Source organism: Paenibacillus sp. J31P190 (assembly GCF_059692075.1).
Map to the genome: position 1 here is coordinate 1 of NZ_JCAUAS010000045.1, position 25,722 is coordinate 25,722.

The following is a 25,722-nucleotide window of genomic DNA, read 5'->3' on the forward strand; positions in this document are numbered from 1 at the left end:
CCAATGATGTTCATCAACGTCGATTTCCCCGAGCCCGACTGGCCCATAATCGCCACGAACTCGCCATGATCAATTTGTAACGAAATATCATCTAAAGCCCGAATCGTTTCCTCGCCCATTACATAGTGCTTACTCACATGCTCAATTTGGATTAAGGTCATTCACTTCGCCTCCATTATCTGATGCCAAATAAATGAAGTATGCGACTTATCAACCTTACCTCTTCGCCTTATAAAACTCATGATACAGCTTCATGAGCGCCCGTTTCTCAATCCGCGATACATAGGAGCGGCTAATCCCCAACTCCTTCGCAATCTCCCGCTGCGTCCGCTCTTCCCCGCCGAGCTCTAACCCGAACCTTCCGACTACGACTTCCTTCTCGCGATCGTCCAAGATCTCTAAGTTCCGATATATTTTGCTCTTCTCTATCTTGAGCTGCACCTTATCCACGACATCGTCGGCCTCCGTGCCAAGGATGTCGATCAAAGTAATTTCATTTCCCTCTTTGTCCGTTCCGATGGGGTCATGCAAGGACACATCTTTCCGCGTCTTCTTCAGCGAGCGTAGATGCATAAGGATCTCATTCTCAATACAGCGAGCGGCGAACGTCGCGAGCTTGGTCCCTTTGTTCGGCGAGAACGATTCGATGGCTTTGATCAATCCGATCGTCCCAATGGAAATCAAATCCTCTAGATCTTCTCCTGTATTGTCGAATTTTTTGAGGTTGTGAACACGAAGCAACGTAATTACTTCACTGTTTTCGCATTCAAAACAAAGAACTGCTCGGTTAAAGCTCTTCCAATCAGCTTATTTGTAACAACTGGAACATAATTTCGCTGGCGAATCCAAGCTAACCACGTTTTCACTTATAACCAATTTCTCCGCTATACTTAGGCGTTCATCATTTGCTTTAGATCTTCCGCTTGAAGTGGAACCGAGTAAATACGGACATTTTTCATACACCCTTGCAGCGCAGCTTTACCGTCATGATCCCCAAATGCATCCGTGCCAAATCGTCCGCCGTCCGTAGGTGTATCACTCCACCCAGGCTTCACTGTTGCTTGACTTCTTGCAGGCATGGGTGCATCCTCCTTATGTTAAAATTGATTTACTCGGCCTCTGTATACTACTTCTTCATGCCGAGTACTGACAACTAACACTTTAAAACCGTTATAACAGATTTTGATATAGGGCAAGAGCAGCAGTTGCGGCACACACTCGACAAGAAATGACAGGATATGCAAAAAAATAATAGCTGCTGTCCCATTGACAGCAGCTATTATAGACGATGCAGACAGCAGCTCTTTCAATCTGCCATCAGTTTATTTTCGATAGACCCCCGGTGTAATGCCCGTTAGTTTTTTAAATACTCGATTAAAGGAAATATAATACGTATAACCTACCGCGACAGACTTTAAGAAGTGGATTACAATTTTTGAATAACGGACAATAAATGAGAAATTGATAGATAGAATTATGGACTTCATAACACAATATTAGTGACGAATAAAAAAGTAGTTGTAGAAGACAACCTACAAACTGCTCTTTCCATTTTATTTCTTATCGAGAAAATTAGGTTTCATTGCCAATAACTATTATAACTTCAGAAGCTGGCCCGCCTGAATTTCTACGGATTCACACTCCACACTTACCCAAACGGACATGGCCGAAGGATTGTGCACCATTTGGTTATCCGCCGAAAACCGGAGCCGCTCCACTGCTTGCATATAAGCAACAATTTCTTCGTTCGTGGCATACCAAATGTCGCGTAGCCCGCCGATCACCTCTCCAAATCGGTCGATCAACTCCCAATTGTTGTCGTTCTCAAACTCATAACTGTGGCCCCACACGTAAAGCAACGCCATCCGTGAGTGCCTCTGCTCGAGCGCAGTAAATTTCTCAGCGAATTCAACCATTTGCTTATGATGACAGGTCGGATGCCACCGTAGAAAGTCGGACGGCATACTGAAGTTCCCATGACTGTCTACGGTTCGCGCATATTCAATGCCGAGTTTAGGCAGCATCGAAGCTACATGATCGTTATATGTACCGAACGGATAGCTCATCCCGCGCACCGGATAACCTACAAGCGTTTCTAACGCTTGCCGATCCTCGATGATTTCACGGACGACTTGTTCCGAAGGAGATTGCTCGAGAAAAGGATGATCAACCGTATGCGCCGACACCTCGTGTCCCGCGAACAGCGCGGAGACTTCCTCCGCAGTAATGTACCCTTCATTTCCAAGAAAACCACTATTTAAGTGAAATGTTCCTTTAATGCCATACTCATTTAGCTTCCCCACGAATCTACGGTCATGCACCCGCCCATCGTCAAAGCTGAGCGTGAGCGCCTTGTGAAGTCCGCCGGGAAAGCGATCGTAACGAACGCGCAATGGAATCCCTCCATATTCGATTGTATACTTTTATGATCGGCAAGACGTAATGCGATAATGAATTTTATGATGATGCCATAGTAAACTTGCTTCGCTCTATCATTTCATCACAAAGCCCCATTCGGAGCAAAGCTATCCTTTAACGCCATTGCGATGATTTTTTCGGTGCTTTTCTATGCTCCACCCATTCAACGAATGCGGTTAAAACATCATGCTAGCGAAAACGCTGCACAATCGATAAGATACCTTAAAAAGAGGCTCCGGCCCAATCCAGAGTCAGCTATTGCAGTCCTATTAGAACCTGTACAATGTTTCAGCAAGCCTTCATAAGCCGACTGCGCGTCATAAACTTCAATTCCTTTAACAATTGTATACGAAAAGCACATCAATTAATGTTCCTGGCATAGCGCTGCGCTCTCCAGGTGAAGACCACTTTGGCATCCAACCGCCTTCCTTAAAAGCCATCCTTCGATGGCTTATTTCTTTTTTTAAAATTTCCCAGGAGAAAGGCCAACATATTTTTTGAATATTTTCGTGAAATAATTCCTATCAGAATACCCCAGTTTCAAGGAAACAAGCTCTATGGACAATTCTTTCCTTTTCAACATATTGAATGCTAACAACATCTTGTATTTATGGACATAATCGGTGAAATTGATCCCAGCCATTTTTTTGAAATACCGAGAAAATAGCTTGGATTGAGATGTAAGTAAGTAGCCATATCCATTGAAGTGACCGTTTCGGAGATATGCTCGAATCCCCAAGGACCTTGTGGAGAGAAGCGTGCAGTATAACTTTTTTATGGAAAATATTGTAAAATCGATCAGCACCTTCTGTTCCCGCATGCGCTCTAACGGAACTGCCTGCCACACACTACCAAACACCAGAACTCCTATTTAACATGTATATTGAAATCCTGCGAATGAGCGAGCATTCGTGAGAAAATCCTTATTCTCTGAGGGAGCGGAATGTTTGAACCCGTCATTTAAACCCTGGTACTTGATCTTTTCAAAATCCCACCTACCCATATGATCTCTTTTAATACCCATAACATCACTTGAAACGTGTACATGTAAATGAAAATATTTATGGATCCATGTAAGAATATTGCACGAAAAAGACTAAATTAACCATTCAAACACTTTTAGGTAAGCGTTACCATTATGATATTAAATTAATAAGGAGTGAAATGATGAAATACCAAATGAGTATTATTCAAAAGGGTTGGAATGCTTTTCTCATTATGTGTTTACTTTCGGTACTTTTTATTATTCCAAGCGTCTCATTGGCTGCAGTGGGAGACGGTACACCGAGTGACACCAATATTCACTATTTCGGACGTTGGGACAAAAGTAATACAACACAGTACAACAGTTTTTGGCCTGGTGCGTATTTCAAAGTAAATTTTAGCGGTACCACTGTAAAAATCAAGATAGCTACTGCTTCCAATTTTTACGTGAAAATCGATAATGGTGCTGACGTACTCTATCCAGGTGCTAGTGGCACCATCAATTTAACGCCTACCCCTTTAGCTTCCGGTACACACAGTTTGCAAGTGATCGCTAGGGACAAAACGGACTTCATCAATTTCCAAGGTCTCATTTTGGATGCTGGTGCATTAACTTCGCCACCGTCACTGCAAGGTCGATTGATCGAATTTATTGGTGATTCGATTACAGTAGGTCACTTAAACCCCAAAATCGCAATAGATTCTTACGCTTGGAAAACCGGAGAGCAACTGGGAGCAGAACACACTCAGATTGCTTATACCGGCATTTGTTTGCAGGACGGTGTAGCCTGTTATTCTCCAAATTCAATCGGTATGAGCAATCAATTTTTCAAGATGAAAACTGTAACTGACCCAAGTTCGCCTACTTGGGATTTCAAACAGTATCAACCGGATGCAGTCGTTATCAACATAGGTACAAACGATAACGTTTTTAACGTCAGCGATGCTGATTTCCAGAGTACGTATACTACTTTTCTGCAAAATATTCGTGCTAAATATCCGGTCGCCCATATTTTCGTTATGAGAACCTTTGGCGGTTTTAAAGCCACTCCGACACTTGCAGCCGTAAATGTACGCATCGCTGCTGGTGACACGAAGGTACATTACGTCGATACAACAGGCTGGTTAATTTCATCAGATTATTACGACGGTATACATCCAAATCCAACAGGAAATCAAAAAGCAGCAAACCTGTTGGTTCCCATTATAAAACCCTTTGTGCTGCTACAAAATCCAGGTTTCGAGATCGATGGCTTCAAAACGAGCGCAGTAACCGGTTGGGTTGCTTCGGGACTCAATCCGGAAGCAGATTTTACGGAGGTAGATGGTTCATTAGTCGCTCATACCGGAGCATTAAGACTCGTTCACTGGCGTACTTACGCTTATCAAGTCACAACTTCCCAAACCGTGACAGGCTTGACGAACGGCACCTATACTTTGAAAGCTTATGTACAGAGCAGCGGAGGTCAGAGCACTGCCCAAATGCAAGTATCGAATTTCGGCGGGACACAGTTGAATGCAAATATTTCAGCAAGCGGCTCCTACACACAGATTGTCATACCCAATATTCAAGTGACGAATGGGCAGGCCACCATCGGGTTTAGCTCCAATGCCGCTGCCAACCAATGGATTTTAGTAGACGATGTGGAGTTTACTATGAACTGATACATCGCTCTCAAATAGTACTATGCCTGCCGATCTTCGGCAGGCTATTACTGTGTCAAATAACCAGCTTTTAATTATTTCGGTTTCATGAATTCATTTTGATTTATACTCTCCTGGTGTCATTCCGATATATTTTTTGAATACCTTGGAAAAATAGGTGCGATCTGAATAGCCAAGCTTCAAAGCAATCATTTCAGTTGAATCCGTGCTGTTTTTCAGCATTTGAGAAGCGAGTTTAATTTTAAAGCGATGAATGTATTCGGTAAAGTTTTCCCCTGCCATTCGTTTAAAGTAACGAGAGAAATAGCTTGGGTTCAAAAACAAATGATTTGCAACATCAATCGAGGTGATATTTTCCGCAAGATGCTGTGTGATAAAATGATCAATGACATCCATCTTCGGTTCATTAGTAGCCGGTTCATCCAAAGCATGCTGAGAATTCATAAACTGTATAAGCTTCCAACGCATAAGCCCCATTGTATCGCCTAATGTTAAATTGGATTTAAAGCAGGAGTAAAATGACTCATCGGTACTTACTTTCGCATATTGCATTTCTTTGAGATAAAGCCATTTTGCAAAGTGTTGAATAAACGCTACAGGTTCGACTTGCTTCATTCGCGCCTTCTCCATCATATTTTGCAGTGCTTTCTCCAAAAGAGTGGAGTCATTCTCGTTTATAGCACAAATGAAATCGTTATGTTCCTGCTCGAACAGTCCGGAGATCAGATGATACTGTGAGACGATTTCCGGTAAAGACCATATGACAGTGGGCGGTTCCAAATAATATAGGCTATACTTGCGCCGAGTCATGTGATGGTAGGCAAAGCCCAAAGCAGATAATTCCTGTCTGTTCGAGTCCAAAATAAAGCGGATTTGCACCTTTAAATACTGAACGCATTTATGATGCAGTTCGTCCAAAAAAGCTTGGATATATTGCTGCACATTCAGCTTCAAAGAATAACGGTAATTCAGCAAAACAATTAAATATTCTTTATCGTTAAAAACGGTGATTCCGTCATAATTACTCGCTAATTCCCGAGCGATATTATAAATTCCGTAACGAATCAGGTTGATGTCTTTATAGCTATAGTGAGGAACAAGGGTGGAATAGGTTATATAACCGATACCGAGTATGAATGCAGGGTATTCCCAACGAATTCCAAGCCTCTTGGCATAACCCTGCAGCGATTTCTCATCGTTTGCCTGTAACAGCTGTTGAAAGAAAGATTGCATGAGAATATCCCGATTCCGATTTAAATCCTCCCGATACAAATTCTGCTCCGATTTTACTTCCGCAACCTTAAGAAGTTTGAGCGACTTGCTCAGACTATGTTCCAGCTGTTCCGCTGTCAATTCATCTTTAATTAAATAGTCGTCTGCCCCTGACTTAAGTGCCAGCTTGGCATAATGGAAATCTTCATGGCAAGTTAAAAAGATGATGCGGGCATCCGGTTTCATGCGAATAAATTCAGCGGCTAACTCGAGCCCATTCATTTGCGGCAGCCCAATATCCGTAACCACGATATCGGGCAGTACATCCTTAAACAACTGCAGCGCTTTTACACTGGAATACGTTTCCGCAACGATCTGCAACTCTAACTGCTTCCAGTCGATCATCTGCCGCAAATATTTAAGCATAGGCACATCATCATCAATTAGCATGACTTTATACATGCGTATCCCCCTTGAAATTCAGCACAACCGTTACGCCATTTTGTTCGTTTAAGCATATATCCATAAACGCGGATGAACCATAAGTAAGCTGCAGACGTTGTTTCACATTGATCAGACCTACCCTTTTATATGAAGCCTGCTTGTCCGTTTCTTGTTTTCGTAAATTTTCACGCAATGCAGCAAGATCTGCTTCCGACATTCCCATTCCATTGTCTGTGATACGAACCTCAATGCAGTCGTCCAGCTTCTCCGCATTAACTTCGATCCGGGCGCCTGTGATCTTCTCGGCAAAGCCGTGTATAATCGCGTTTTCCACCAGAGGCTGCAGTAAAAGCTTTGGAACTTGAATCTGCTCTAATTCAGGGGCAAGTCTTATGTCCAATTCAATGTGCATCTCGCTTCTCAACTTCATAATGTCAATGTAGTGACCCAGCAATTTGCATTCATCACGCAGCGTAGACAGCTCGTTGATTTTCAGATAAGCTCGCAGTAAGCTCATTAAAGAATCAATCTTACGGCCATGAACATGATCCTCTGTCAAAATTAAACTGCATTTGATGGAATTTAGCGTATTGAGGAGAAAATGGGGACGTATTTGGGCAAATAAAGCCTGCAGTTCCATGATCCGCTTCTGTTCTTGTTCTTCATTGATATTCAAGATCAACTGATTGATTTGATCCAGCATTTGATTTAATGTTTGTCCCAATATGGCAATTTCATCTTTGCCCTTGACCAGAAACCGTATGTTTCGATTCCCCTGACCGAATTGCTTCGCCATTGACTGCAGCTTATGAATCGGCAGGTGCAATTTGCGGGCAAGAATAATCGAAATAATAAAAAACAAGATAAAGAAAGGTATAACAAAGAAAAGCGAAAAATAAAATGTTTGCGATATTTGCCCCGTAACCTCCAGTTTCGGAGTTTCATAAACAAGCTTCCACCCCGTCTTGGGCAGCATCTTTTCCGTACGCATGTTTTCACTTGACCTATGAGCGCTTTCATAAGGAAGGGTCGATTCACCGACTATCATTCCGCCGCTTGCATCAAACAAGGCGAATTTGCCTGAATTCGCCTGCTTAAACAGCTTATCGAAATAGCTATACGTAATGCCAATATACAGCGTAGCCAACAATGCGTTATCATCCGGATCACGAATCACTCTAGCCGCGAAGTAAGCCTGATCGCGTCTATCACTTTCCGGAACAATCCCCAGCCATTGCAGCTGTTGTGGGGTGGTCAAATCGACAAGAGAGTTCACTGTTTGCCAGTAGATCCGGGTTTGGTCCATACTACCCTCCACATCATTTGGCGGAATTATAAAGCCCTTGCCATTGACGAGAAACATCCGAATGTCCACATTCAACGTTTTGGCCAATACAATTCCGAAGAAATCTTTAATTTCCTGCTGGCGATTATAATCTTCATAGCTTTCTAAATGTTCCGTGTCCCTAAAAGCACGAAGTTGTTTTTTTACATTTCGATCCTGTATGAAGAAGTTGGAAGCATAGGTCAAATCATCGACCGTTTTGACAATATCTTTGGCCATCAGATCAAGAACCGCCTGATTTGTCAAACGGATCTTACTCATCACCGTATTTTTTGTAATTGAGAAAGAGATGAACGAAACAGCGATAATCGGCAGCAAAATTAAGATGAAAAACGAGAGCTGAATTCTACGGTAATACGTAAACTGAAATATACTATTCATACAGTTCACCATCTCTTTCCTCTCTAATTTTATCACCTTCTCCGACATGCTGCCACTTGCTCTCACCTTTTAGATCATGTAAAAAGTGAAAGAGGCGCCGTTTGGCACCCCTCCAACACTCTTAACAATACACTTATTTCTTATTTGAATATCAAGTTGCTTCAGGAAGGCATTCACTAGCGAACATTTGTTCGATAAAATAAATACAAACAATTGTTCGGGAGTGGTTGTCATGGTTCAACAAGAAACGATCACGCTCAAAAGGTTTCAAGAAAAGTTCAACTAGGAGCAAGCCTGTCGCGAGCATCTGTTCCAAATCCGTTGGCTAAAAGGATTTTGCTGTCCGAAATGCCAGCATCAAACGTACTACTTTCTTGAAAGCCGGAATGCGAAAGCCTTTATTGGCGGTACGTTTCACGGTCTTGCTCCCAAGCATCTCCAATCCTATTTAGATGAATTCTGCTTTCGCACCAACCGTCGGCAGTTTGAGGTGCAGTTATTCAATCGCCTTTTGCTGATTGTGTATTCACGCATACGATCACCTTAAAGGATCTTACTGTTGAGTGATGCGAAGTTAACTTTATATTCAAAATTTCTTATTATCGCTAATCACTTTATTGGCGTTCGCCACAATTTCTTTTTGAGCATCTTCAGCCGTTTGGTTATTCAAAATAAATTTACTGAAGCCATCTTCCAATACCTTCTTTAGTTGTGGAGAATACGGAGCTACAACCTCTGAAGCGCCTGCGGAATGAATCCGTTTATCCAAAAATGCTTTTTGCAAAGATTCAACGTTATACAAATTTTGCTTCCCTGCAATGATCGCATCAATTGTCTTTTTATCATCTGCTTTTTTCCAGCCGGATAAATCTGTCTTTGCATCCGATGTATTGGTAGTCATGAAACGAACAAATTTGTACGCTTCTTCTTTATTTTTCGAATTCGCCGCAATCGATAAGTACGACCCACCTATACTGGTCAAACCTAGCTCAGCATCCTTAGAAGAACGAGGAACGGGTGCATACGCCGTTTTAAAATTATGCGGGTATTTCGTCGTGTCTTGGATCCCAGCAATCATCCAACTACCTGTGACAATCATTGCCGCTTTCTCATTTAAGAATTCTGCTGCATAATTTAATTTACCACCGACGATATCCGCATAGGTTTTAACTGACTTATCATCCTTTTCCATTGACCGACGAAGGTTAAAGAATGATTGTATCGAAGGATCATCAAACTGTGTTGTGCCATCTTCCTTCAAAAACGGATTTTTCTTTTCATTAAACAGAATAGAATCTGCATAATCACCCCAGGTATGGAAATAAGAACCGTATCTTTTATTGTTCCCTTCGCCTTTGTTCAACTTCTTTGCATACTCGCGGAAGTCGTCCCAAGTCCAACCCAGCTCAGGAACAGACAGCTTCGCTTCATCGAGCGCATTCTGATTTAACAACACAACCCATTGGCTTCTTGTGAACATGGAAGCATACGTTTTCCCTTTGATTCTTGGATTCACATAATATTCATCATCCGGTTTCACGTTGTCTTTGGCGTAAAAATCATCCAGTGGAGCGAGTACGCCTTGGGCTGCTCTAGCCACAGTTTCATCGATACTTGGAAGCAATATAACATCAATTTGCTCGCCTGAAGACATTGTTACATCTAGCTTCTTCAAGGCTTCTGCGGAGTTCGTCGGAACAAGAACGACCGATTCCACTTTAATATTCGGATTTTCAGCCTGAAACTGATCAATTAGCTTTTTTGTATTCGGTGCAGTTGCATCATTATCCCAGTTGTAATACTTTAGTGTAACATTTTTTGCCAATGCTGTTGCCTGAGGATTTGCAGTTTCTTTCGGTGCAGTTGACGCTGCTGTTTTACTGTCTTTGGTACTGCATCCACCTAAGATGGACGTTGCGATTAGGACACTGCTTAGTAGAATGGCACTTTTCTTCTTCATTTCATTTCCCCCTTAATTTGTTAGGAATTAACCTTATACATCGAATTATAAAGCTTATCCCTTTGAGACAGTGTGTATGATTTTGTTCAAATTGTGCAATTTTTTGACTTTATCCTTTTACTCCGCCAAGCGCAATTCCGTTAATCACTTGTTTTTGCAATAGGATAAATATAATTAACAGCGGCACAATAGCAGATAAAGATGCCATCATGATCACCGCGTAATTATCAGCGTATTCATTTTTGAACAATTGTATCCCCATCGTGATCGGGTATAATTTCTGCTTAACGAGAAAAATAAGCGGACTCTGATAGTCGTTCCAAGCCCAAATAAACTTGATAATCCCCACCGTCGCCAAAATCGGTTTACAGAGCGGCAGCACAATAGTCCAATACGTTTTAAAATACCCTGCTCCATCCATTTTCGCCGCTTCAATGAAATCACTGTGGATACCTAACATAAACTGGCGCAATAGAAATGTAAAATAAATTGAAAACATTCCCATTAAGATAAGACCGATATGCGTGTTGTAAAGGTGGAACCACCTCATCAGTAAATAACGAGGTACAAGCGTTGCCTGTTCTGGAATGATCATAAACGAAAGCAATATGCCAAACGCAAAGTTTCGACCGCGAAATCGCATTTTCGCGAATGCATAGGCAGCCATCGAAGAAAATACAAGCGTGCTGATTGTCATGATGGATGCCAATTTCAATGAATTGAAATAAAACAGATAGAAAGGTATTCTACTCAGCCAAACCTCCTTGAAGTTACCAACAAAATTCCATGTCGTTGGAATCCAATGAATTGGAAATTCCATCACATCTTTTTCAAATTTGGAAGCAGCCGATATCATCCATACTAAAGGAAGCAAGAAACAAAGCGATAAAGCTCCCATGATCATCGTTACGATCAGCCTCGAAATAGTTACTTTACGAAACAGCATCTGAATCTCTCCCTTCCTTAATAATGTATATTTCGCTTTTGGAATTGCCAGGAAACCAGCGTAACGAAGCCTACAATGGCAAACAACAGCCAAGATATCGCTGAGGCGTAGCCCATTTCGAAATTTCGAAATCCTTCTTCATAAATACGATATACGAGTACCGTCGAGGAATCGTTCGGGCCGCCATCCGTCATGAAAGCAACCAAGTCAAACGTTTTAAATGAAGACATCAATAGGGTGATAAACAGAAAAGAAATCGTTGGCCCAAGCAGCGGTAACGTAATTTTGATGAATTTCTGCAAAGATGTAGCTCCATCCATATTTGCCGCTTCGTACATTTCCTCCGGAATATTCGTCAACCCCGCAAGAAAAATTACAATTTGATAGCCGATTCCCGCCCAGATCGCGATAATTATAATCGAATAAATCGAATAGTGCGTATCTACCAGCCACTTCGGTGGATTCGTGAAACCAACCTTAAACAGCACTTGATTGATTGGTCCCAACGATGGATGATATAATGCGCTCCATACTGCGCCAAGCGCAATAATAGACGAAATATAAGGGATGAAGAACACCACTTTAAAAAAACTTTGCAAATAAACCTTCGAGTGAATGATTACTGCAAGCAGCAGCGCCAGAAACATTCCGATCGGTACCGTCAGGAGCGTATAAATAAAATTATTTTTCAGTGCAATGATGACCTTCTCATCGTGAAATAACTTTTGGAAGTTGTCCAATCCAACAAATTTGATCGAAGCGAGCCCACCAACTAAATTCCAGTCACTTAAGCTTAGATAGAGTGAAAAGAAGACTGGAAACACACCGAGCAACAGAATGCCCAGAAACTCCGGAGCGAGAAAGAGCCACCCCGCCACAGCTTCTTTACGTTCATTATTCCAGAATATTCTTTTCGGTCGACTACTTACTGCGTTTACACTTAATTTGCTAATTTCCATTCTCCACCTCGATCAACAATCTAGTTTATCTTTATATATTTATAATAAATCTATTAAGCATCTTCCGCTGTGGATGATTCTGACTCATGTGTGCACTATTTTTACCTTTTCCAACATTTGAGCAAAAAAACAACCCCGCTACACGAAGCGTGCCACTTGGACTCTGCTTCGCATAGTGAGGTTGATTCCTAAATTCGCTTAAGGCGTGATACTAAGTAGAGGTTGTTGGCTAGTGTTTGTATTTTCACCTGATGCATAGGCTACATTGGTGCCAGATCCCACTGCAGATGAACAATACACACGTATGGAAAGTTTCTTGCCACTAGCCATGGCTGCCTGCACCTGGGAAGTCACATTAATGCTAATCGGAGTTCCAACCGTAATGGTGTAGGTGCCAAGAATCGTACTAGAAGCAGGCTTGGTGTTCCACGTAATTGCCCCTTCCGTCCAAGTATTGTCGCTGACCAATGCCACCTGGTTTTGGATTCCGCTCTGTCCAGTATAAGTTGGTGTGAGCGTAATGGTTGCAGATGTCACAGACCCACTATAACTGTTAAAATCAAACTTGAAATAACCTTCACGATTGTAGCTTGTCGCGTCATTCTTGGTATCTATCGTTACTGAAGTCGTTCCCGCTTGGTTCGCGCCAGCATAGGTTCCATCGCGCACATAAGAATCATCCAGAGCTACCCAAGTGTTCGGTGCAGGTGTTGCTGCGCCATTGTAAGCGCCACGATTAGGAGCGCTTGATGAAGATACCGAGTTGTTCCAATAGTCTCTACCTCCATTACTGCTTATCAATACGCCGGATCCTAGTGCTGGCGAACCTGTTCCGAGTTTATATCCGTCAACTGAATTTAATCCTACACCGCCGCTTCCCGCGCTTATAAATAGCGGATCAGAGGTAAGTTTATGAGCGTCGCTAGGTTCGCTTGCAGGATGATTTCCGTAAAAGACGTTATAGTCATAAACGTCATTGCCTTTAACCGTATAGCTGCCACTGCCCAGGTTATAGACAATATTGTTTTTGAAATAGAGCGGGTTGCTGCCACCTATACCGGTTGTAATCATTGTGCTTAAGCCAGATCTAATATAGAATGTATTGTTATAAATGTTCGCATTAAACGGTGTGTAACTGCTGTCGAATTGAAAGATCCGCGCTTGGTCGTTTTGGCTGATATTATAACGAACTATCATATTGTCGTTACGAATAGCTCCGCTCCCCATAATTAATAAAAATCCACCTGCATTGTCATGACTGTAATTGTATTGTATCGTGCATCCTGTAAGATTGTAGTCGCAATCGAAACCTTGACCATCATTCGTGCTCATCGTATTGTAAGCCTCGTTAAACTGAATCACCGGACTCGTGCTATTAATCGCCCATATCGCAACATCAAAATTCGTGTCCCGTGCATGCGCTTTATTAACGACATTGTACTCGACAAGTCCGTTTAACGCGCTCCGCATCACAATGCCATCTCCGCCAATATCGTTTAAATTATTATTGCTGATCACAAGATTAGTATAAGGCTCAAAATTGCCACCACCATCATTATTTCCCCAGCTGCTCGACGTTGCTATTCCCGTTCGATCTGCTCTTACAACGGTGTTACCGTCAATCCTAACATCGTTCCAATGCGTTCTTACCGACGTACCCGATACGGCTACAAGAATTCCTCCAGTACCTTTCAAAGCATTCGTGTTGGTACCCGTTATATCGTGTATATATAATCCTTGAATGTAGATATGATTATAAGTACCTACGTCTTGCGCTTCGACTCTAACACCATACCTCTCACCGGCTGTGCCTGAAGTGTTAGTCACTTCCAAGTTGTTAATCTCCCAGTATTGCTGGTTATAGAGGTATATCGTGGCTCCAGCCGCTGGTCCACTAATTCCGCCTCCGTTGATAATAGGCTTATTCCCAGTACCGTAACTATCAATAATAATCGGCGAACCGGATGCGCCTGAGCCAAGCGGGTGCAACTGGCCTGTCCATGTTGACCCTGACTTAAAGAGAATCTTGTCGCCTGGTTGAAAGGTAACTCCATTTACTTTCGACAAGGTTTGCCAAGGCGTGCTTGTACTTTGCCCGTTATTGCTGTCACTGCCTCCTACGGAATCCACATAATAAGTAGTATTGTTTGCAAAAGTTGTAATGGTCATTGCGGGTATAGAAAATACCAAGGTGAACAAAAGCGAGAAAATCAAAAATACCGCAAGGCAAAAGCGATTTCCCTTTTTTAAAACCATAAGACATTCTCCTCCGAAATAAATTTTAGTAAGCGCTTACTTCGCTTAGTATAGTTCATTTTCTTAAACTCGACTGTGCATTTCTATGCTCTATTTGTGGTTAATTTTGACTTCTTTCAAATTTCTCACTGCATCCGTATTTTTTGATAAACGTGGTCGACTAGCTCTACTTTAGCATCGTCAATCGTCTTCTTCACTTTTTCTTCATATTTCTCATCATTAATCTTCTGTTTTACGTTATCTTTGACCTCATCAAATGGAGCATAGCTAACCGCTTTCCTTTCCACAATTTTGATTAAACCATAGCTGTTAGGATCTATTTCGAATACGCCGCTAATTTGTCCAATAGACAGCTTAAGCGCTTCAGCCAACATTTTTTGGTGACGAGAATCCATATCACGACGTGAATTTTCTTCATTAAACATCTCTACGCCAATATCCCATTTCCATGAATCGTCTTTCAGAAGGCTTTGGTTTACCTCCTCAAAAAGTTCTCCTTTGTCAAGACGCCGCTTGATTTGATCCATGTTTGCTTTTGCTTCCACTTTTTTTGTCTCGTCAAGATTCCCTTGAGCATCAGAAAAAGGTAAAATGATTTTCAATACCTTAACATCGTCTGGTTTTTTATAAAATTGCTCTTTAAGCTCTTCATACCTGTTTCTGATTTCCTGATCAGACAATGACCACTCTTTCTCAACTAATGTCATCTTCAATTGGATGACTATATTCGAAAACAAATAATTATAGTAACCTAACTCATCATATTGTTGCGGACCGTATATAACACGTTTGTTATTCATAGCCTCCTTTCTCCTTTGATTCTCCTTAGATAACTTATCTAGAAACGACTGGTAGCTAAGATCCTCCAGCAATCCGTATTCCTTGGCCATGATTTGTTGAACTTTTAGTTTCTTTATCTGCTCCAATGCCGCTTGCTTCGCTCTTTCAATCGGCACCTCCCCTTGAAAGTTAGTGGTCCAGAATGATGGAGAATCGTCCGCATTGTATTTTTGTTTGAAATAATTGGATACATTCGCCTTCACTTGATTTAAAAATAGATTGAATTCACGTTGATCAATCGCAACTTGGTTGATATACGCAACCGTTTGATTCGTCCCTTCTTTATGCTTCAAGGATAAGTAAAACACAAAAGTGCCGACTACTAAAAGGATAACCATTACAAATGTAATTGATCTAATGCTTTTTTTCATCACATACTTCCCCCTTTTTATATCAATGAAACTTATATTTCAATAATACAGGTATTGCAATTCACGCGGGCATAAACATACCGACAAGCCCATATGCAAAAATGAGCTTGTCGGCGCTTATAAACCCTGTTTGATTATAAGCTTCCAGACTGCTTCCTTGATGCTTCCGATTAAGTTAAACTGGATTCTGTATAATCTTTCACCCCAAGCTTTACGCAAATTCGCATCTTCCAACTCAATTTCTTCCCAACTCACCTTAAAAGATTCCCCATCCAGCTTAAGATGAATTCTTTGATCGGCTTCAAGGCCCAGCATGATTTCACCCTCTGCCACCAACCTCGGTTCATGGCAGCTTAGCAAACTCAATGCGATGTCATTTGTGGCTTTATTTAACTTGCAATCATCCATTACTTCTATAAAGCTCTCTTCTGACCGCCATAAGGAAACTGTCCTTTTCCATGAACGGATATCAGCCTCTTCAGGATAAGCTTCGGTGATGTTCATAGACACAGTCGCAAAGCTATCCTCACAATGGTAGTCAATCTCTGTCGCTCTATGTGCCTTACCGTGCTTTTGCCCGAATCCACGAACGGTTGGCAGGTTATGATAAGCAGATTGCATCGTCCAAATTTCATATCTTTGCGGACTGAATGTCTTGGCTGAATACGTTTCTACTCCTATATCGATTAAAAAGGGCATGCCATTGTAATACACTACAAATTGTCCGATGTCATTGTGGTTGTGACTTTCTTCATTATGCCCCCCCTTAGCGGCCAAATAGAAACCGCGAGAGGAGCCCGTCTCTTCTCTTGCCGTCATGACTTGAATATCAGGAAGCCACGCGTCACGGATATACAGGTCCTTTTCTATGATCTTCTGCTCCATTTCACGACTGGCAAACAAACCTGAAATTTCGCGAAATAGAAATATATTTCGTGTGCTTTTATTTTCCACGTTATAGTTCTGAAATCCATGCAAGCCCAAAGCAACCATTGTACGATCATGAATACGCTTACCATAGCGATAAATAAGCATGCTATCTAGTATGGGAACTGACGAACCGTCTGCAAAATTAACATGGTAAGCATCCTCAATAAAAGTTTTGCCAACAAACTGCCCAAGATGTTTGATTAAAGATTGATTGTATAGATCAATATCACCATTTGATGCTAGATACAACAGTTCCAGACAATCAAATAGACTGCCTCCTGCGACATTCCAATAAGTGGCCCCTTCGTCACAACCTCCATCCGAATGTTGAACTTCGATAAAACAATCGATGCTTCGGATCATTTTAGTTAGCAATCTTAGTCTCCGCTCAATATTTTCTTCAACAAGCAATATAGCTGTTAAACAATTGGAGTTGCACCATGGATTCCAGTTATTAACTTCCCGCTCCCCGAAACCCATCCACCAAAAGTCTGTCCTCTCTAAATATGGGGTGAGAATTCTTTGGTCCAATTCCTTCCGTATGCGCTTACTAATCTGTGGGCTTATTAGGTCAAGCTGGCTCTTCAACAAATAGTGTACCCAAGAAAGCAGCCCTGCCGTATCCGCAGCAAACAAATCGATGAGAGGATCCGAACATTCTGGCAAATGCTCCTCATTGCTGGATAAGTAGTTATGGGCAGGAACACACCATGAGGATTCTTCACATATGGCCCAAATCCCATTGATGATGTCGTCTAAAAAACGCCCTTTTCCTTCAAGGCACTCAGCAATAGTAAGCGTACCCAGTACACCTCTGCGACGAAAAAACGAGTCTTCATATACATTCCGATTGCCCCTGCGATAATACTCCATAAAGCTGGTCGCCGGAAGAACAGGCCACTCAAATCTGAGTAGCTGCTCGCCTTGTTTCATCCACATTTCTCGATATCGTTCAGGAATTTCTTCCCAAGACTTCCGATCTGCGCAGACCGGGAGAGGCTTGAAATCCTTGTTTTTTAAAATTATAGATGATAACTTCTCATTTAAATATCGTTCCGAAAGCATATAAATTGCTCCTTTCATGGTTAGTTATTGCTTCTCTCCATTAGATCGGATTTCCAATTTTATATCTTTAAATTACATTTACAGAGCTTCTTTCTCAATTGATAATTTAGACTTATGTGTGTATAATTTTTACCTTTCGGGTTGGGGATTAGAATTTGGGGATTCCATTGGGAAAACCATTGATTTCATGTTATCTGAAAATCGGGATATGCAAAAACGTTTCTAACTGCAGAACAGACATTGAAGAGGATCGAGGGTATACATAGGATAAGAAAAGGGCAGGCCGAAAATAATTCGTCTGTCCTCTGCTGAATGGCTCAATAAAATATTTGATCTAGTAGTATAGTAAATGTCCAAATTGTCGGGCTTGTGCTGTCTTTTTGGTTCTGGTGCAAGGATTTAAAAAAGTTCGCAGTTACCCGACAAACTATACTTTGTCTATGCCACTAAACCAAATATCTTATTTAGCCATTCAACAGAAGTGAGGCCAGTCGAATTATCATCGGCCTGCCCTTTCCTTATCATATGTAAAGCCTCAATTCCCTTTAACGTCTGATCCGCTGTAAGAAACGATTTGAAGCCAAGCATCGGTTTTGTGATTTTCTTAATGAATCGGTGATCTTGCTCCACAATGTTGTTTAGATATTTTGTCTGTCTAATAAAGATTTCTTTAGGTAGGGATTTCCCCTTTATTAATTCTTGTATGGCTGGTGGATATGCTGGATTTTTATCCAAGGTGATTACACGTGGGATTTGATTATGTGGAGAGGACAAAGCCTTTGTAAAGAAACGCTTAGCTGCCGGCATATCCCGATTTTCAGATAACATGAAATCTATGGTTTTCCCCATAGAATCAACTGCCCGATATAGATACTTCCACTGACCTTTGACTTTGACGTAGGTTTCATCAGTCCTCCAAGAATCGTTTGTAGGTTTCAAAAAGGGACGGATTCGTTTGTCGATTTCGGGTCCAAATTCATGGACCCATCTCATGATCGTCGTATGGGAAATCTTTAATCCTCGCTCGCTCATCATTTCGACTATATCTCGATAGCTTAAACTATATTTCAAATACCATCTCACCGTTAGTAAAATAATCGCCGATTCATATTGCTTCCATTTAAATAAATCCAATTTCGTTTCCAAATTAAGTTGCTCCATCCCATGACATTATCAATTACGTTATCATGAATTAGAGCTTTGCACCACAACCGTCCCTCATGACCTATTAAATGATATTCCAGAAATATTTCTTCCCTTCAACGAAAAACGGTAGCCGAACGTGTGTTGGCTGCTGTCATGTGGTGATTGAACTATAGTTCTTCGTTACGAAATGAGTGATCATTTTCCTGAGTATTTGTTTGCAGTAATCGGATAATGATATATCTCAATATCCTCATCAATAAATCCTCTGCGTTGTGCTGCTAATAGTGTTTCATACATATTCTGTCGTCCTACAGGATTATCTGTATGTAAGTAAATTTTGTTGGCCCTTAAACTATTTTCACAAAAGTATTTAACGAAATCATAACCGTTACGCAATTCATTTCCATTCTCATCTTCGCCTAAGTCATGGTCAAGTGATAGAAGTTCTATTGTATATATCTGAAAACATTGTATTGCTTCTTCAAATGTTCTTGCCACAATAAAACCCTCTGGACAGTCCCTTAAATCATCAAGATAAAGATTTGTTTTCAATATAATCACCTCTTGAATAGTGCTTATCTAGCAGCGTTTGAGCAAAACGATCGCCGTTATTTTAATCGTTTGATTCAGCTGCATACTCCCCCTCTAAGATTTTATCAATTATCTTATCGGGATTTTTTAATAACTCAGCCCATGTAATGTTAATAAAACCGAATGCCGAATGCTCATCATCCAGCGTTGCAAAGCATTTTTTGCTCGGGCACCACATCAATATGGTCGACCCACCATAGTGTTTAACTTCTTTTAGTAAGTCAATGAGCAAATACCCATCATATTCAAGCAAAGTGACATCCTGTATGGTATTAAACACAATATACTCTGTTCTTAATGACTTTGGTAGATCAATCCTTATATTCTCTGTTCCCAGATATTTAATAACTTTATCCGGCAAACCTGCTTTTTTAAGCTTTGCAATACAAAGATCAATTTGAAGTAAGTCTGAAGGTTCGTGTTTCAAAAGTAAATCAACTAGTTCTTCATTCTTAATTTGCTTTGCCAAATGATATGGTCGTTTCCCATAAGAATCAGTAATTGTAACATCTACCCCTTTAGAAAGAAGTAATTTTGCTGCTTCATAACGACTACCAAATACAGCAGAGTGTAGAGGGGTTCTTTGAGCATCAGCCTCTTGGTAATTAATATCAACACCAATATGTAATAAATATTCAATTATCGATAATTGACCATTCCAGGCGGCACTACAAAGGCCCTTGCCACCAAATTGTTTAATATCTACCCCCAGGTCAACCAATGTTTTGATCATATTTAATGCATGCTCTTCATTTCTTTGAAAAATGGCTCCATCAATAACTGATGTATTCCAACTTGAACGAGTTGCATTAATATCTGCTCCGTTGTTAACTAAGTATCTCAGAATTTCGGGAGTAGCCCATTGTGCAGCATATACGGATGTAGGTTCACCTTTGTAATTTAAATCTGCTCCATTCTCAATAAAAAGTTCTAACAGAGTCATGTTCATCGTTTCAATAACAAAATTTATGGGTAAGTCCTTGGGTCTTCCCGGAGACAATGTCTCGTCTTTATAATTCGGATCCCATCCCCGTCCAAATAACACTTTGATAGCATTGACGTTTGAATCTTTTATTAAAGCAATAATTTCTTTACGATCGATTTGCAACTTTAATCGCTCCATTTCTGCGAAATCCTTAATCATTATTTCTCAGTTTATTCTATATGTTTATTGCACTATCCTGCCCGTTCGTGAGAAAAGGCCACCGATTCACCGGTAGCCTTGTTTTGGTCGTTTATTTAGCTATCGTATCCGTTAGTTTAGAAACATTTTGGTCGTTTCCCTCAAAAAATAATCTTTCGAATTCTTCTGTTCTTTGATAAAAGACGAAAAAATGTTAGATGCTTCTTTAATCGTAAGGACCTCATTACTTTTCACTTGAATCTCTCCACCACTATAAAGAACTCTAGTATCGGTTTTTAGGAAACTTTTTTTTCCAAATACAAAATGTCGGAAAGAGCCTTCTTCCCCTGATCTATACTCAATCGTCAATTTGCTCATTGATCCAGCACACTGCACATAATTGTTGTCATCAATTGTGTACGTACAAAAGGAGTTAGTTATTCCATTCATTTTATTTAAATAGTCCAATACAAACTCGAACGAGGGGTTAAACTCTTCTAAAACTTGATTATTTTTTCATACTGAAAGTGCATATCGGTTTTACCCCCTTTATTGCCTAGAATTCTCCTGCACAGTCTGACCGAGCTAACGTTCCTCGTTAGCGTAATGATGTTCGGTTCGAACCGAGGGCCGAATGGCCAGAAGCGTGAATATGGTGTTAGCTGAAGCTTCTGCCCTCCCTGAATCACCCCGTACGCTCTTTAATGGATTTATAAAATCCCAGAATATTTGAATCAATTGGATAGCCAGATACTTGCCCATCTCCAATTTCAATAATTATCCAGTCTCCAGAATCTGTCTTTCCGATGTCCATCGTAAAAAAGTTGCTTCCAATATTCTGAGCAAGACGATTGAAGATCGTTAAATCAGGTTTCTCATCATCGTAATGTATATCTTCCCAATAATCGAATTGAAAAAGAAATTGTTTTTGGAAATAAAACAACCTATATTCCTTTGAGAGTGGTATCTGACTCTTGGAATGCATAGATAATCTTTCAAGATTCACGAACTCTCTAAATACTATACCTTCATTAATGTGTTCACCTTGTCGATCAATGAAGTTCTTGATTACAATGGTTGCATGATTTCTATCCGAAGCATCAGGTATGAAAAATGATTCGTTCCATTCGTGTTTCCTAGATTTCACATAGTCCTTTATGATAATCGGCTTGTTCCCAAACTCAGACAGATTCCTATAGATTTGATCGAAATCATTATTTAGGTTTTCAATATGAATCCAATTGCTATAAGGGGTAAAGTCTTTAATCTTATCATAAGAATTGGGAAACCAGTGACCATTCTTATATGCATCAGGATTGTTGATGAGAATTATATTCTTCTTTTGTAATCCGTTGTATAAGTTTTCATAGTTCTTAGGCTTCATCATCCAGCCTCTATATAGAGCTGATTCATGAGATTCAACTGCATTAATCTTACTTAGGGACTTGTCAGTATTGCCTTCCAATAACTCTTCAAGACTAATCAACATGACAGAAAACCCAAGTGATTTAGCAATGGAATATTCCTTCTCATAATCAAAGTCAACTGCATTTTTATTCATCGGATCTGAACAAAAAATAAGAAACATATAGATTCGACTCCCATATTGGATTTGATCTTGCACTTTCAGAAGTTTCAGCTAACGATATTTGCGAACTTCGCAAACACCTTAAATGTGTTACATATTCGTGAGTCGGATTAAACTATCCTGCCCGTGTAATTGAGAGAAGGCAACCAATCCACTTGGACCGGCTGCCTTTTCATGTTGTTATTAAGCTATAGTTCCCCGTTAGTTTAGTTGATATGATGATTAGTTCCAAACCTGCATGTATTTGTCCTTCATCTAATCTAGTGCGACCATGATTCCAAACTGACAGAAAGCAGAGATCCCAATAAAAATCGGAGGTAGTAGAAGAAATAACACACTATCGACGTGTTTTTTACAAAGCACATACAGTAGCGGATTTAGAATAGCTAAATTTATTATTAACATCCCTATAGCAGCCAATAGTGGACCTAATCCTTCAAGAAATCCATGAATATAGTACTCATGAAAATAATCATCATATACCTGGTACAACACAAATGGAAGAGCAATTGACACCATGCTTTGTATACTCACGATGATAGCTTTACTATAAGACATAACATCACACCTTTTCCACATAGAATCGAGTTTATGTATGGATTAAGTGTAACGATTGTTGGTAAATATTTATAGTCATATCTTTTTATAGTACCTCTCCTTCTGCAAAAAAACTAAGGCTACACCTTGGGTTCATCCTTCCAACTTCTCTAACCTCTACCCTGGCGAGCATAACTATGCTAAAACCGCGGTTGTAGTTCGTCACCCAAAGCAGATCCTCTTTGTACATAAAAATCGACTGCCTATGAACAAGTCGCTACCACTATTGGACTAACGTTTCCCGTTAGCTCAATAAACGGTAGCCATTTTAGTTAATTATCACTTAGAAGATTACCGTTCCTATCATAATATTTATATTTAAATTCAAGGGTATCATCTTTAGGCAAATCAATCCAAGTAACAGACTTTTGATTTACACTAAACTCTTGTTCAATAACTTGTTTATTTACCTCTAATTCCATTTTTGCAATATTATTTTCTTGATTTGTAACAATCACAAATTTTGAATTGCTGGATTCATCAAACGATATGTGAAAGTGAATTAAGAATGTAGAAAATGACTGACCTGCATGTTTTTCAATATTTCTCCATTCATAATTGCCTTTTGGGTTTTTAGAAAAATGAATATATGCTGGATTATTATTTGATAAGAAGACAACTACCCTTGCATCATTAAAATCTTTAATCTCCAAAATCTCAACTGATTCATTTTCATAACCCTCAATAGACTTAATCACTTTTAGTATGGATTCTTTATCATTTCCATAAAGTTTATTTGTACTATTTGAAAAATAAATAACAATCACTGCAATTAAAATGCTTGCGATTAAAACATATACTATTTTTTTCTTTGATATCTCCATATGCCGTTTCTCCCTCCTTCTAAGGTAACATTAAAACACTATTATTCCGCATAACTGCTTGTTAGCACAACAGGCCGCCGAGTTTATCACCGGCAGCCCGCAAGATCTTATTATGAAGCTATCGTTTCCGTTAGTGTAATAAAAAAAAGCAAACGTTTTTGTATGGTTAGCTAGTTCGATTAGCTCGGCTATTTTAACTTAAATCGTATGTAAACCAACCTGCAGAAATTATATCACTTTTGAGTTGTTTAAATTCCTCTTCTTCAACGAACTCAAACCTTGTAAAAGGTCTAGTGAAGAACTCTATAAAGTAAGGCCGCGCGCAAATATCTCTTTGTCCTATACATCTATCATTTAATCTAATACTTTCTAACTTTTCGTCATCTAAGCTTTCACTTCTTTTTCTGTAAAGAATCCAGTTCTCATTGCATTCCTTAAAGTTAACAAATTTATCAATTCCAGATTCATCAATGTAATTAAGACCATTAGACGTAATACCTTTAATAACCTTCATAAGTCCTCCTTTACGTCTAGTCTCCCAGAATTGCTTTTCATTTTCATAAAACGACTGGCGTTCAATGGTATTTTATTACTCTCGTACTGCGTTTAGCTTAAAGCGTCATACCAATTCTTGTTTGTTATGGCTGCCAACTAACCATTTCACTGCATCTAATAGGTCCTTCGCAATAAAATCTGGTGATGCTTGCTCATACCATTTATGATGGTATTTTTCCAAAGACTGCTTACCCCAGCCTGTCTCGACAAGGATTCTTTTGGCTCCTACTGCGGCAGCTGCAAGCATATCAGTTGAACCCACATCTCCAATAACAGCACAATGAGTCAGATCTAGTTCATGCTCAGCTGCAGCTTTTTGAAGCATTCCAGGTCGTGGTTTATGACACTCACAGCCTTCTTCAGGCTCATGGGGACATATATACGCTGCATCGAATCCATAACTATCAAATTCTTTTTGAAATTCTAATTCTGTCGCTAGTCCCTTGGATATGTTGTGTTGATTAGTAAGGGCAAATATTTTAATTCCATGGTCTTTTAATAACTGCAATGCTGCTAAAGATGAAGGGAATAACTCAAAGTCACGAGGATGAATGAAGTGACCGTTCCCACCTAATGTTCCATCACGATCGACAAAAACAGCTTGAATTTTCAATGAAATAGCCCCCTCATTGTGTAGTTAACAATTCTGGTAATTCTCTAAATGATTGGAAGTATCCTGCCCGTTAACGTAACGAAGCTGCCGATCGTGCCGGCAGCTTCGTCCATTGATGTTTATTCAACTATAGTTCTCCTTTTAATTGAATAGTGCCAATATCAATCAACCCACCTAGTCTCGACCTTGTCCTCTTCCATTGAATAGTAATAAACCAACAGTTTTGACGTGTCATTATCATCTTTAAAGATCGCTAAATCAGCACCAAGTTCACACGGTAAGTTCATACAAAGAGTTTCAATAGTTTGTTCAAATCTAATACCATTAACATTTTCAGTATCAGCACTGCTTAACTCAAGAACATACTGATAGCCCTCTAAAACACTATTACCATTGACTGTAGAAAGTGTAACATTTACTTGTAAATCGATATATTCCAGAACACCTAAGTTCACTTTATTTTCAATTTTAACCCAACCTCCCTGATATCCAGTACCTAATATATCTTGTAATTTTGATGCAATATCTTCAAGGTTAGAATCATATTTGAAATATATTATTTGTCTCATTTTTTATCCCCTATGATTTCGATTATTTTATTATATTACCATACTAATCTGACCGTTAGCTTAATCCCGATGCCTAAGTGTAAAAAAAAACAAACCGGCACTCCAACGGAGTCCCGGTCCTTACATCCACCTATCTAACCTTACTCAATCGCCCATCCCGAAAATACACAACCCGCTTCGCCTTCTGCGCAATCCCCAGGTCGTGCGTAATCAAGACGATCGTCCTGCCTTGTTCATTCAATCTCTTGAAAATGTCCAAAATTTCTATACCTGTCTTTGAATCCAGCGCACCCGTCGGCTCATCCGCCAGAATGATTGCCGGATCTCCGGCCAACGTCCG

22 protein-coding genes and 3 pseudogenes are annotated in these 25,722 nt (G+C 40.1%); 3 read left to right on the forward strand and 22 right to left on the reverse strand.

Features of this window, described 5'->3' with window-relative positions; genetic code table 11:
* From AC58U0_RS35675 to AC58U0_RS35695, 5 genes are all read right to left on the reverse strand, one after another.
* Positions 1-161: ATP-binding cassette domain-containing protein (locus tag AC58U0_RS35675; RefSeq protein ID WP_497383451.1), on the reverse strand; the 161-nt coding region annotated here is incomplete at its 3' end.
* A gap of 55 nt (positions 162-216) precedes the next feature.
* Positions 217-747 (reverse strand): RNA polymerase sporulation sigma factor SigK, encoded by a 531-nt coding sequence (gene sigK, locus AC58U0_RS35680; protein WP_497383452.1) that lies wholly within the window; start codon positions 745-747, stop codon positions 217-219.
* 143 nt (positions 748-890) lie between these two features.
* Positions 891-1,079, reverse strand: a complete 189-nt coding sequence (locus AC58U0_RS35685; protein ID WP_497383432.1) for a hypothetical protein — start codon at positions 1,077-1,079, stop codon at positions 891-893.
* Between the two features lie 516 nt (positions 1,080-1,595).
* Positions 1,596-2,393, reverse strand: coding sequence for a polysaccharide deacetylase family protein (locus tag AC58U0_RS35690; protein WP_497383433.1), 798 nt, complete (start codon positions 2,391-2,393; stop codon positions 1,596-1,598).
* Between the two features lie 488 nt (positions 2,394-2,881).
* Positions 2,882-3,238, reverse strand: coding sequence for a helix-turn-helix domain-containing protein (locus AC58U0_RS35695; RefSeq protein ID WP_497383453.1), 357 nt, complete (start codon positions 3,236-3,238; stop codon positions 2,882-2,884).
* A gap of 347 nt (positions 3,239-3,585) precedes the next feature.
* On the opposite strand from AC58U0_RS35695, the gene AC58U0_RS35700 reads away from it, so the two are divergent.
* Entirely contained in the window at positions 3,586-5,067 is a 1,482-nt protein-coding gene (locus AC58U0_RS35700; RefSeq protein ID WP_497383434.1) for an SGNH/GDSL hydrolase family protein, read from the forward strand.
* 93 nt (positions 5,068-5,160) lie between these two features.
* Here AC58U0_RS35700 and AC58U0_RS35705 read toward each other — a convergent pair whose 3' ends face one another.
* Both AC58U0_RS35705 and AC58U0_RS35710 read right to left on the reverse strand, forming a co-directional pair.
* Complete coding sequence (locus AC58U0_RS35705) at positions 5,161-6,741, reverse strand: response regulator transcription factor (RefSeq protein ID WP_497383435.1); 1,581 nt, start codon at positions 6,739-6,741, stop codon at positions 5,161-5,163.
* Positions 6,734-8,449, reverse strand: a complete 1,716-nt coding sequence (locus AC58U0_RS35710; RefSeq protein WP_497383436.1) for a sensor histidine kinase — start codon at positions 8,447-8,449, stop codon at positions 6,734-6,736. The genes AC58U0_RS35705 and AC58U0_RS35710 overlap by 8 nt, the downstream gene beginning before the upstream one ends.
* Positions 8,450-8,681: 232 nt before the next feature.
* On the opposite strand from AC58U0_RS35710, the pseudogene AC58U0_RS35715 reads away from it, so the two are divergent.
* Together AC58U0_RS35715 and AC58U0_RS35720 are read left to right on the forward strand one after the other, a co-directional pair.
* Positions 8,682-8,834, forward strand: a pseudogene (locus tag AC58U0_RS35715) (transposase family protein); the annotation flags it as partial.
* Positions 8,835-9,016 (forward strand): annotated as a pseudogene (locus AC58U0_RS35720) (transposase); the annotation flags it as partial.
* A gap of 19 nt (positions 9,017-9,035) precedes the next feature.
* On the opposite strand, the gene AC58U0_RS35725 reads toward AC58U0_RS35720, so the two are convergent.
* From AC58U0_RS35725 to AC58U0_RS35795, 15 genes and pseudogenes are all read right to left on the reverse strand, one after another.
* The gene (locus AC58U0_RS35725) at positions 9,036-10,409 is read right to left on the reverse strand and encodes an ABC transporter substrate-binding protein (RefSeq protein WP_497383437.1); all 1,374 of its coding nucleotides are present in this window, start codon (positions 10,407-10,409) and stop codon (positions 9,036-9,038) included.
* A gap of 109 nt (positions 10,410-10,518) precedes the next feature.
* A complete protein-coding gene (locus AC58U0_RS35730; RefSeq protein WP_497383438.1) occupies positions 10,519-11,355 on the reverse strand; it encodes a carbohydrate ABC transporter permease in 837 nt (278 codons plus the stop codon).
* Positions 11,356-11,372: 17 nt separating this feature from the next.
* Positions 11,373-12,314 (reverse strand): carbohydrate ABC transporter permease, encoded by a 942-nt coding sequence (locus AC58U0_RS35735; RefSeq protein ID WP_497383439.1) that lies wholly within the window; start codon positions 12,312-12,314, stop codon positions 11,373-11,375.
* Between the two features lie 198 nt (positions 12,315-12,512).
* Positions 12,513-14,570 (reverse strand): CBM96 family carbohydrate-binding protein, encoded by a 2,058-nt coding sequence (locus tag AC58U0_RS35740; RefSeq protein WP_497383440.1) that lies wholly within the window; start codon positions 14,568-14,570, stop codon positions 12,513-12,515.
* A 125-nt stretch (positions 14,571-14,695) separates the two neighbouring features.
* On the reverse strand, positions 14,696-15,781 hold the full coding sequence (locus AC58U0_RS35745) for a peptidyl-prolyl cis-trans isomerase (RefSeq protein WP_497383441.1): 1,086 nt from the start codon (positions 15,779-15,781) through the stop codon (positions 14,696-14,698).
* 117 nt (positions 15,782-15,898) lie between these two features.
* Positions 15,899-17,776 (reverse strand): heparinase II/III domain-containing protein, encoded by a 1,878-nt coding sequence (locus AC58U0_RS35750; RefSeq protein ID WP_497383442.1) that lies wholly within the window; start codon positions 17,774-17,776, stop codon positions 15,899-15,901.
* 438 nt (positions 17,777-18,214) lie between these two features.
* Positions 18,215-18,922 carry an IS6 family transposase gene (locus AC58U0_RS35755; protein WP_497383443.1) on the reverse strand — a complete coding sequence of 236 codons (708 nt, stop codon included), beginning with the start codon at positions 18,920-18,922 and terminating at the stop codon, positions 18,215-18,217.
* Between the two features lie 195 nt (positions 18,923-19,117).
* Positions 19,118-19,474 (reverse strand): cyclic-phosphate processing receiver domain-containing protein, encoded by a 357-nt coding sequence (locus tag AC58U0_RS35760; protein ID WP_497383444.1) that lies wholly within the window; start codon positions 19,472-19,474, stop codon positions 19,118-19,120.
* Positions 19,475-19,535: 61 nt separating this feature from the next.
* Positions 19,536-20,621, reverse strand: coding sequence for an ankyrin repeat domain-containing protein (locus AC58U0_RS35765; RefSeq protein ID WP_497383445.1), 1,086 nt, complete (start codon positions 20,619-20,621; stop codon positions 19,536-19,538).
* Positions 20,622-21,321: 700 nt separating this feature from the next.
* Positions 21,322-22,224: an ATP-grasp domain-containing protein gene (locus AC58U0_RS35770; RefSeq protein ID WP_497383446.1), complete on the reverse strand. Its 903-nt coding sequence runs from the start codon at positions 22,222-22,224 to the stop codon at positions 21,322-21,324.
* Between the two features lie 869 nt (positions 22,225-23,093).
* Positions 23,094-23,645 (reverse strand): hypothetical protein, encoded by a 552-nt coding sequence (locus tag AC58U0_RS35775; protein WP_497383447.1) that lies wholly within the window; start codon positions 23,643-23,645, stop codon positions 23,094-23,096.
* Between the two features lie 193 nt (positions 23,646-23,838).
* Positions 23,839-24,159, reverse strand: coding sequence for a hypothetical protein (locus AC58U0_RS35780; protein WP_497383448.1), 321 nt, complete (start codon positions 24,157-24,159; stop codon positions 23,839-23,841).
* Between the two features lie 105 nt (positions 24,160-24,264).
* Complete coding sequence (locus AC58U0_RS35785; protein WP_497383449.1) at positions 24,265-24,813, reverse strand: HAD-IIIA family hydrolase; 549 nt, start codon at positions 24,811-24,813, stop codon at positions 24,265-24,267.
* 161 nt (positions 24,814-24,974) lie between these two features.
* The gene (locus AC58U0_RS35790; protein ID WP_497383450.1) at positions 24,975-25,382 is read right to left on the reverse strand and encodes a hypothetical protein; all 408 of its coding nucleotides are present in this window, start codon (positions 25,380-25,382) and stop codon (positions 24,975-24,977) included.
* A gap of 130 nt (positions 25,383-25,512) precedes the next feature.
* A pseudogene (locus tag AC58U0_RS35795) lies at positions 25,513-25,722 on the reverse strand (macrolide ABC transporter ATP-binding protein); the annotation flags it as partial.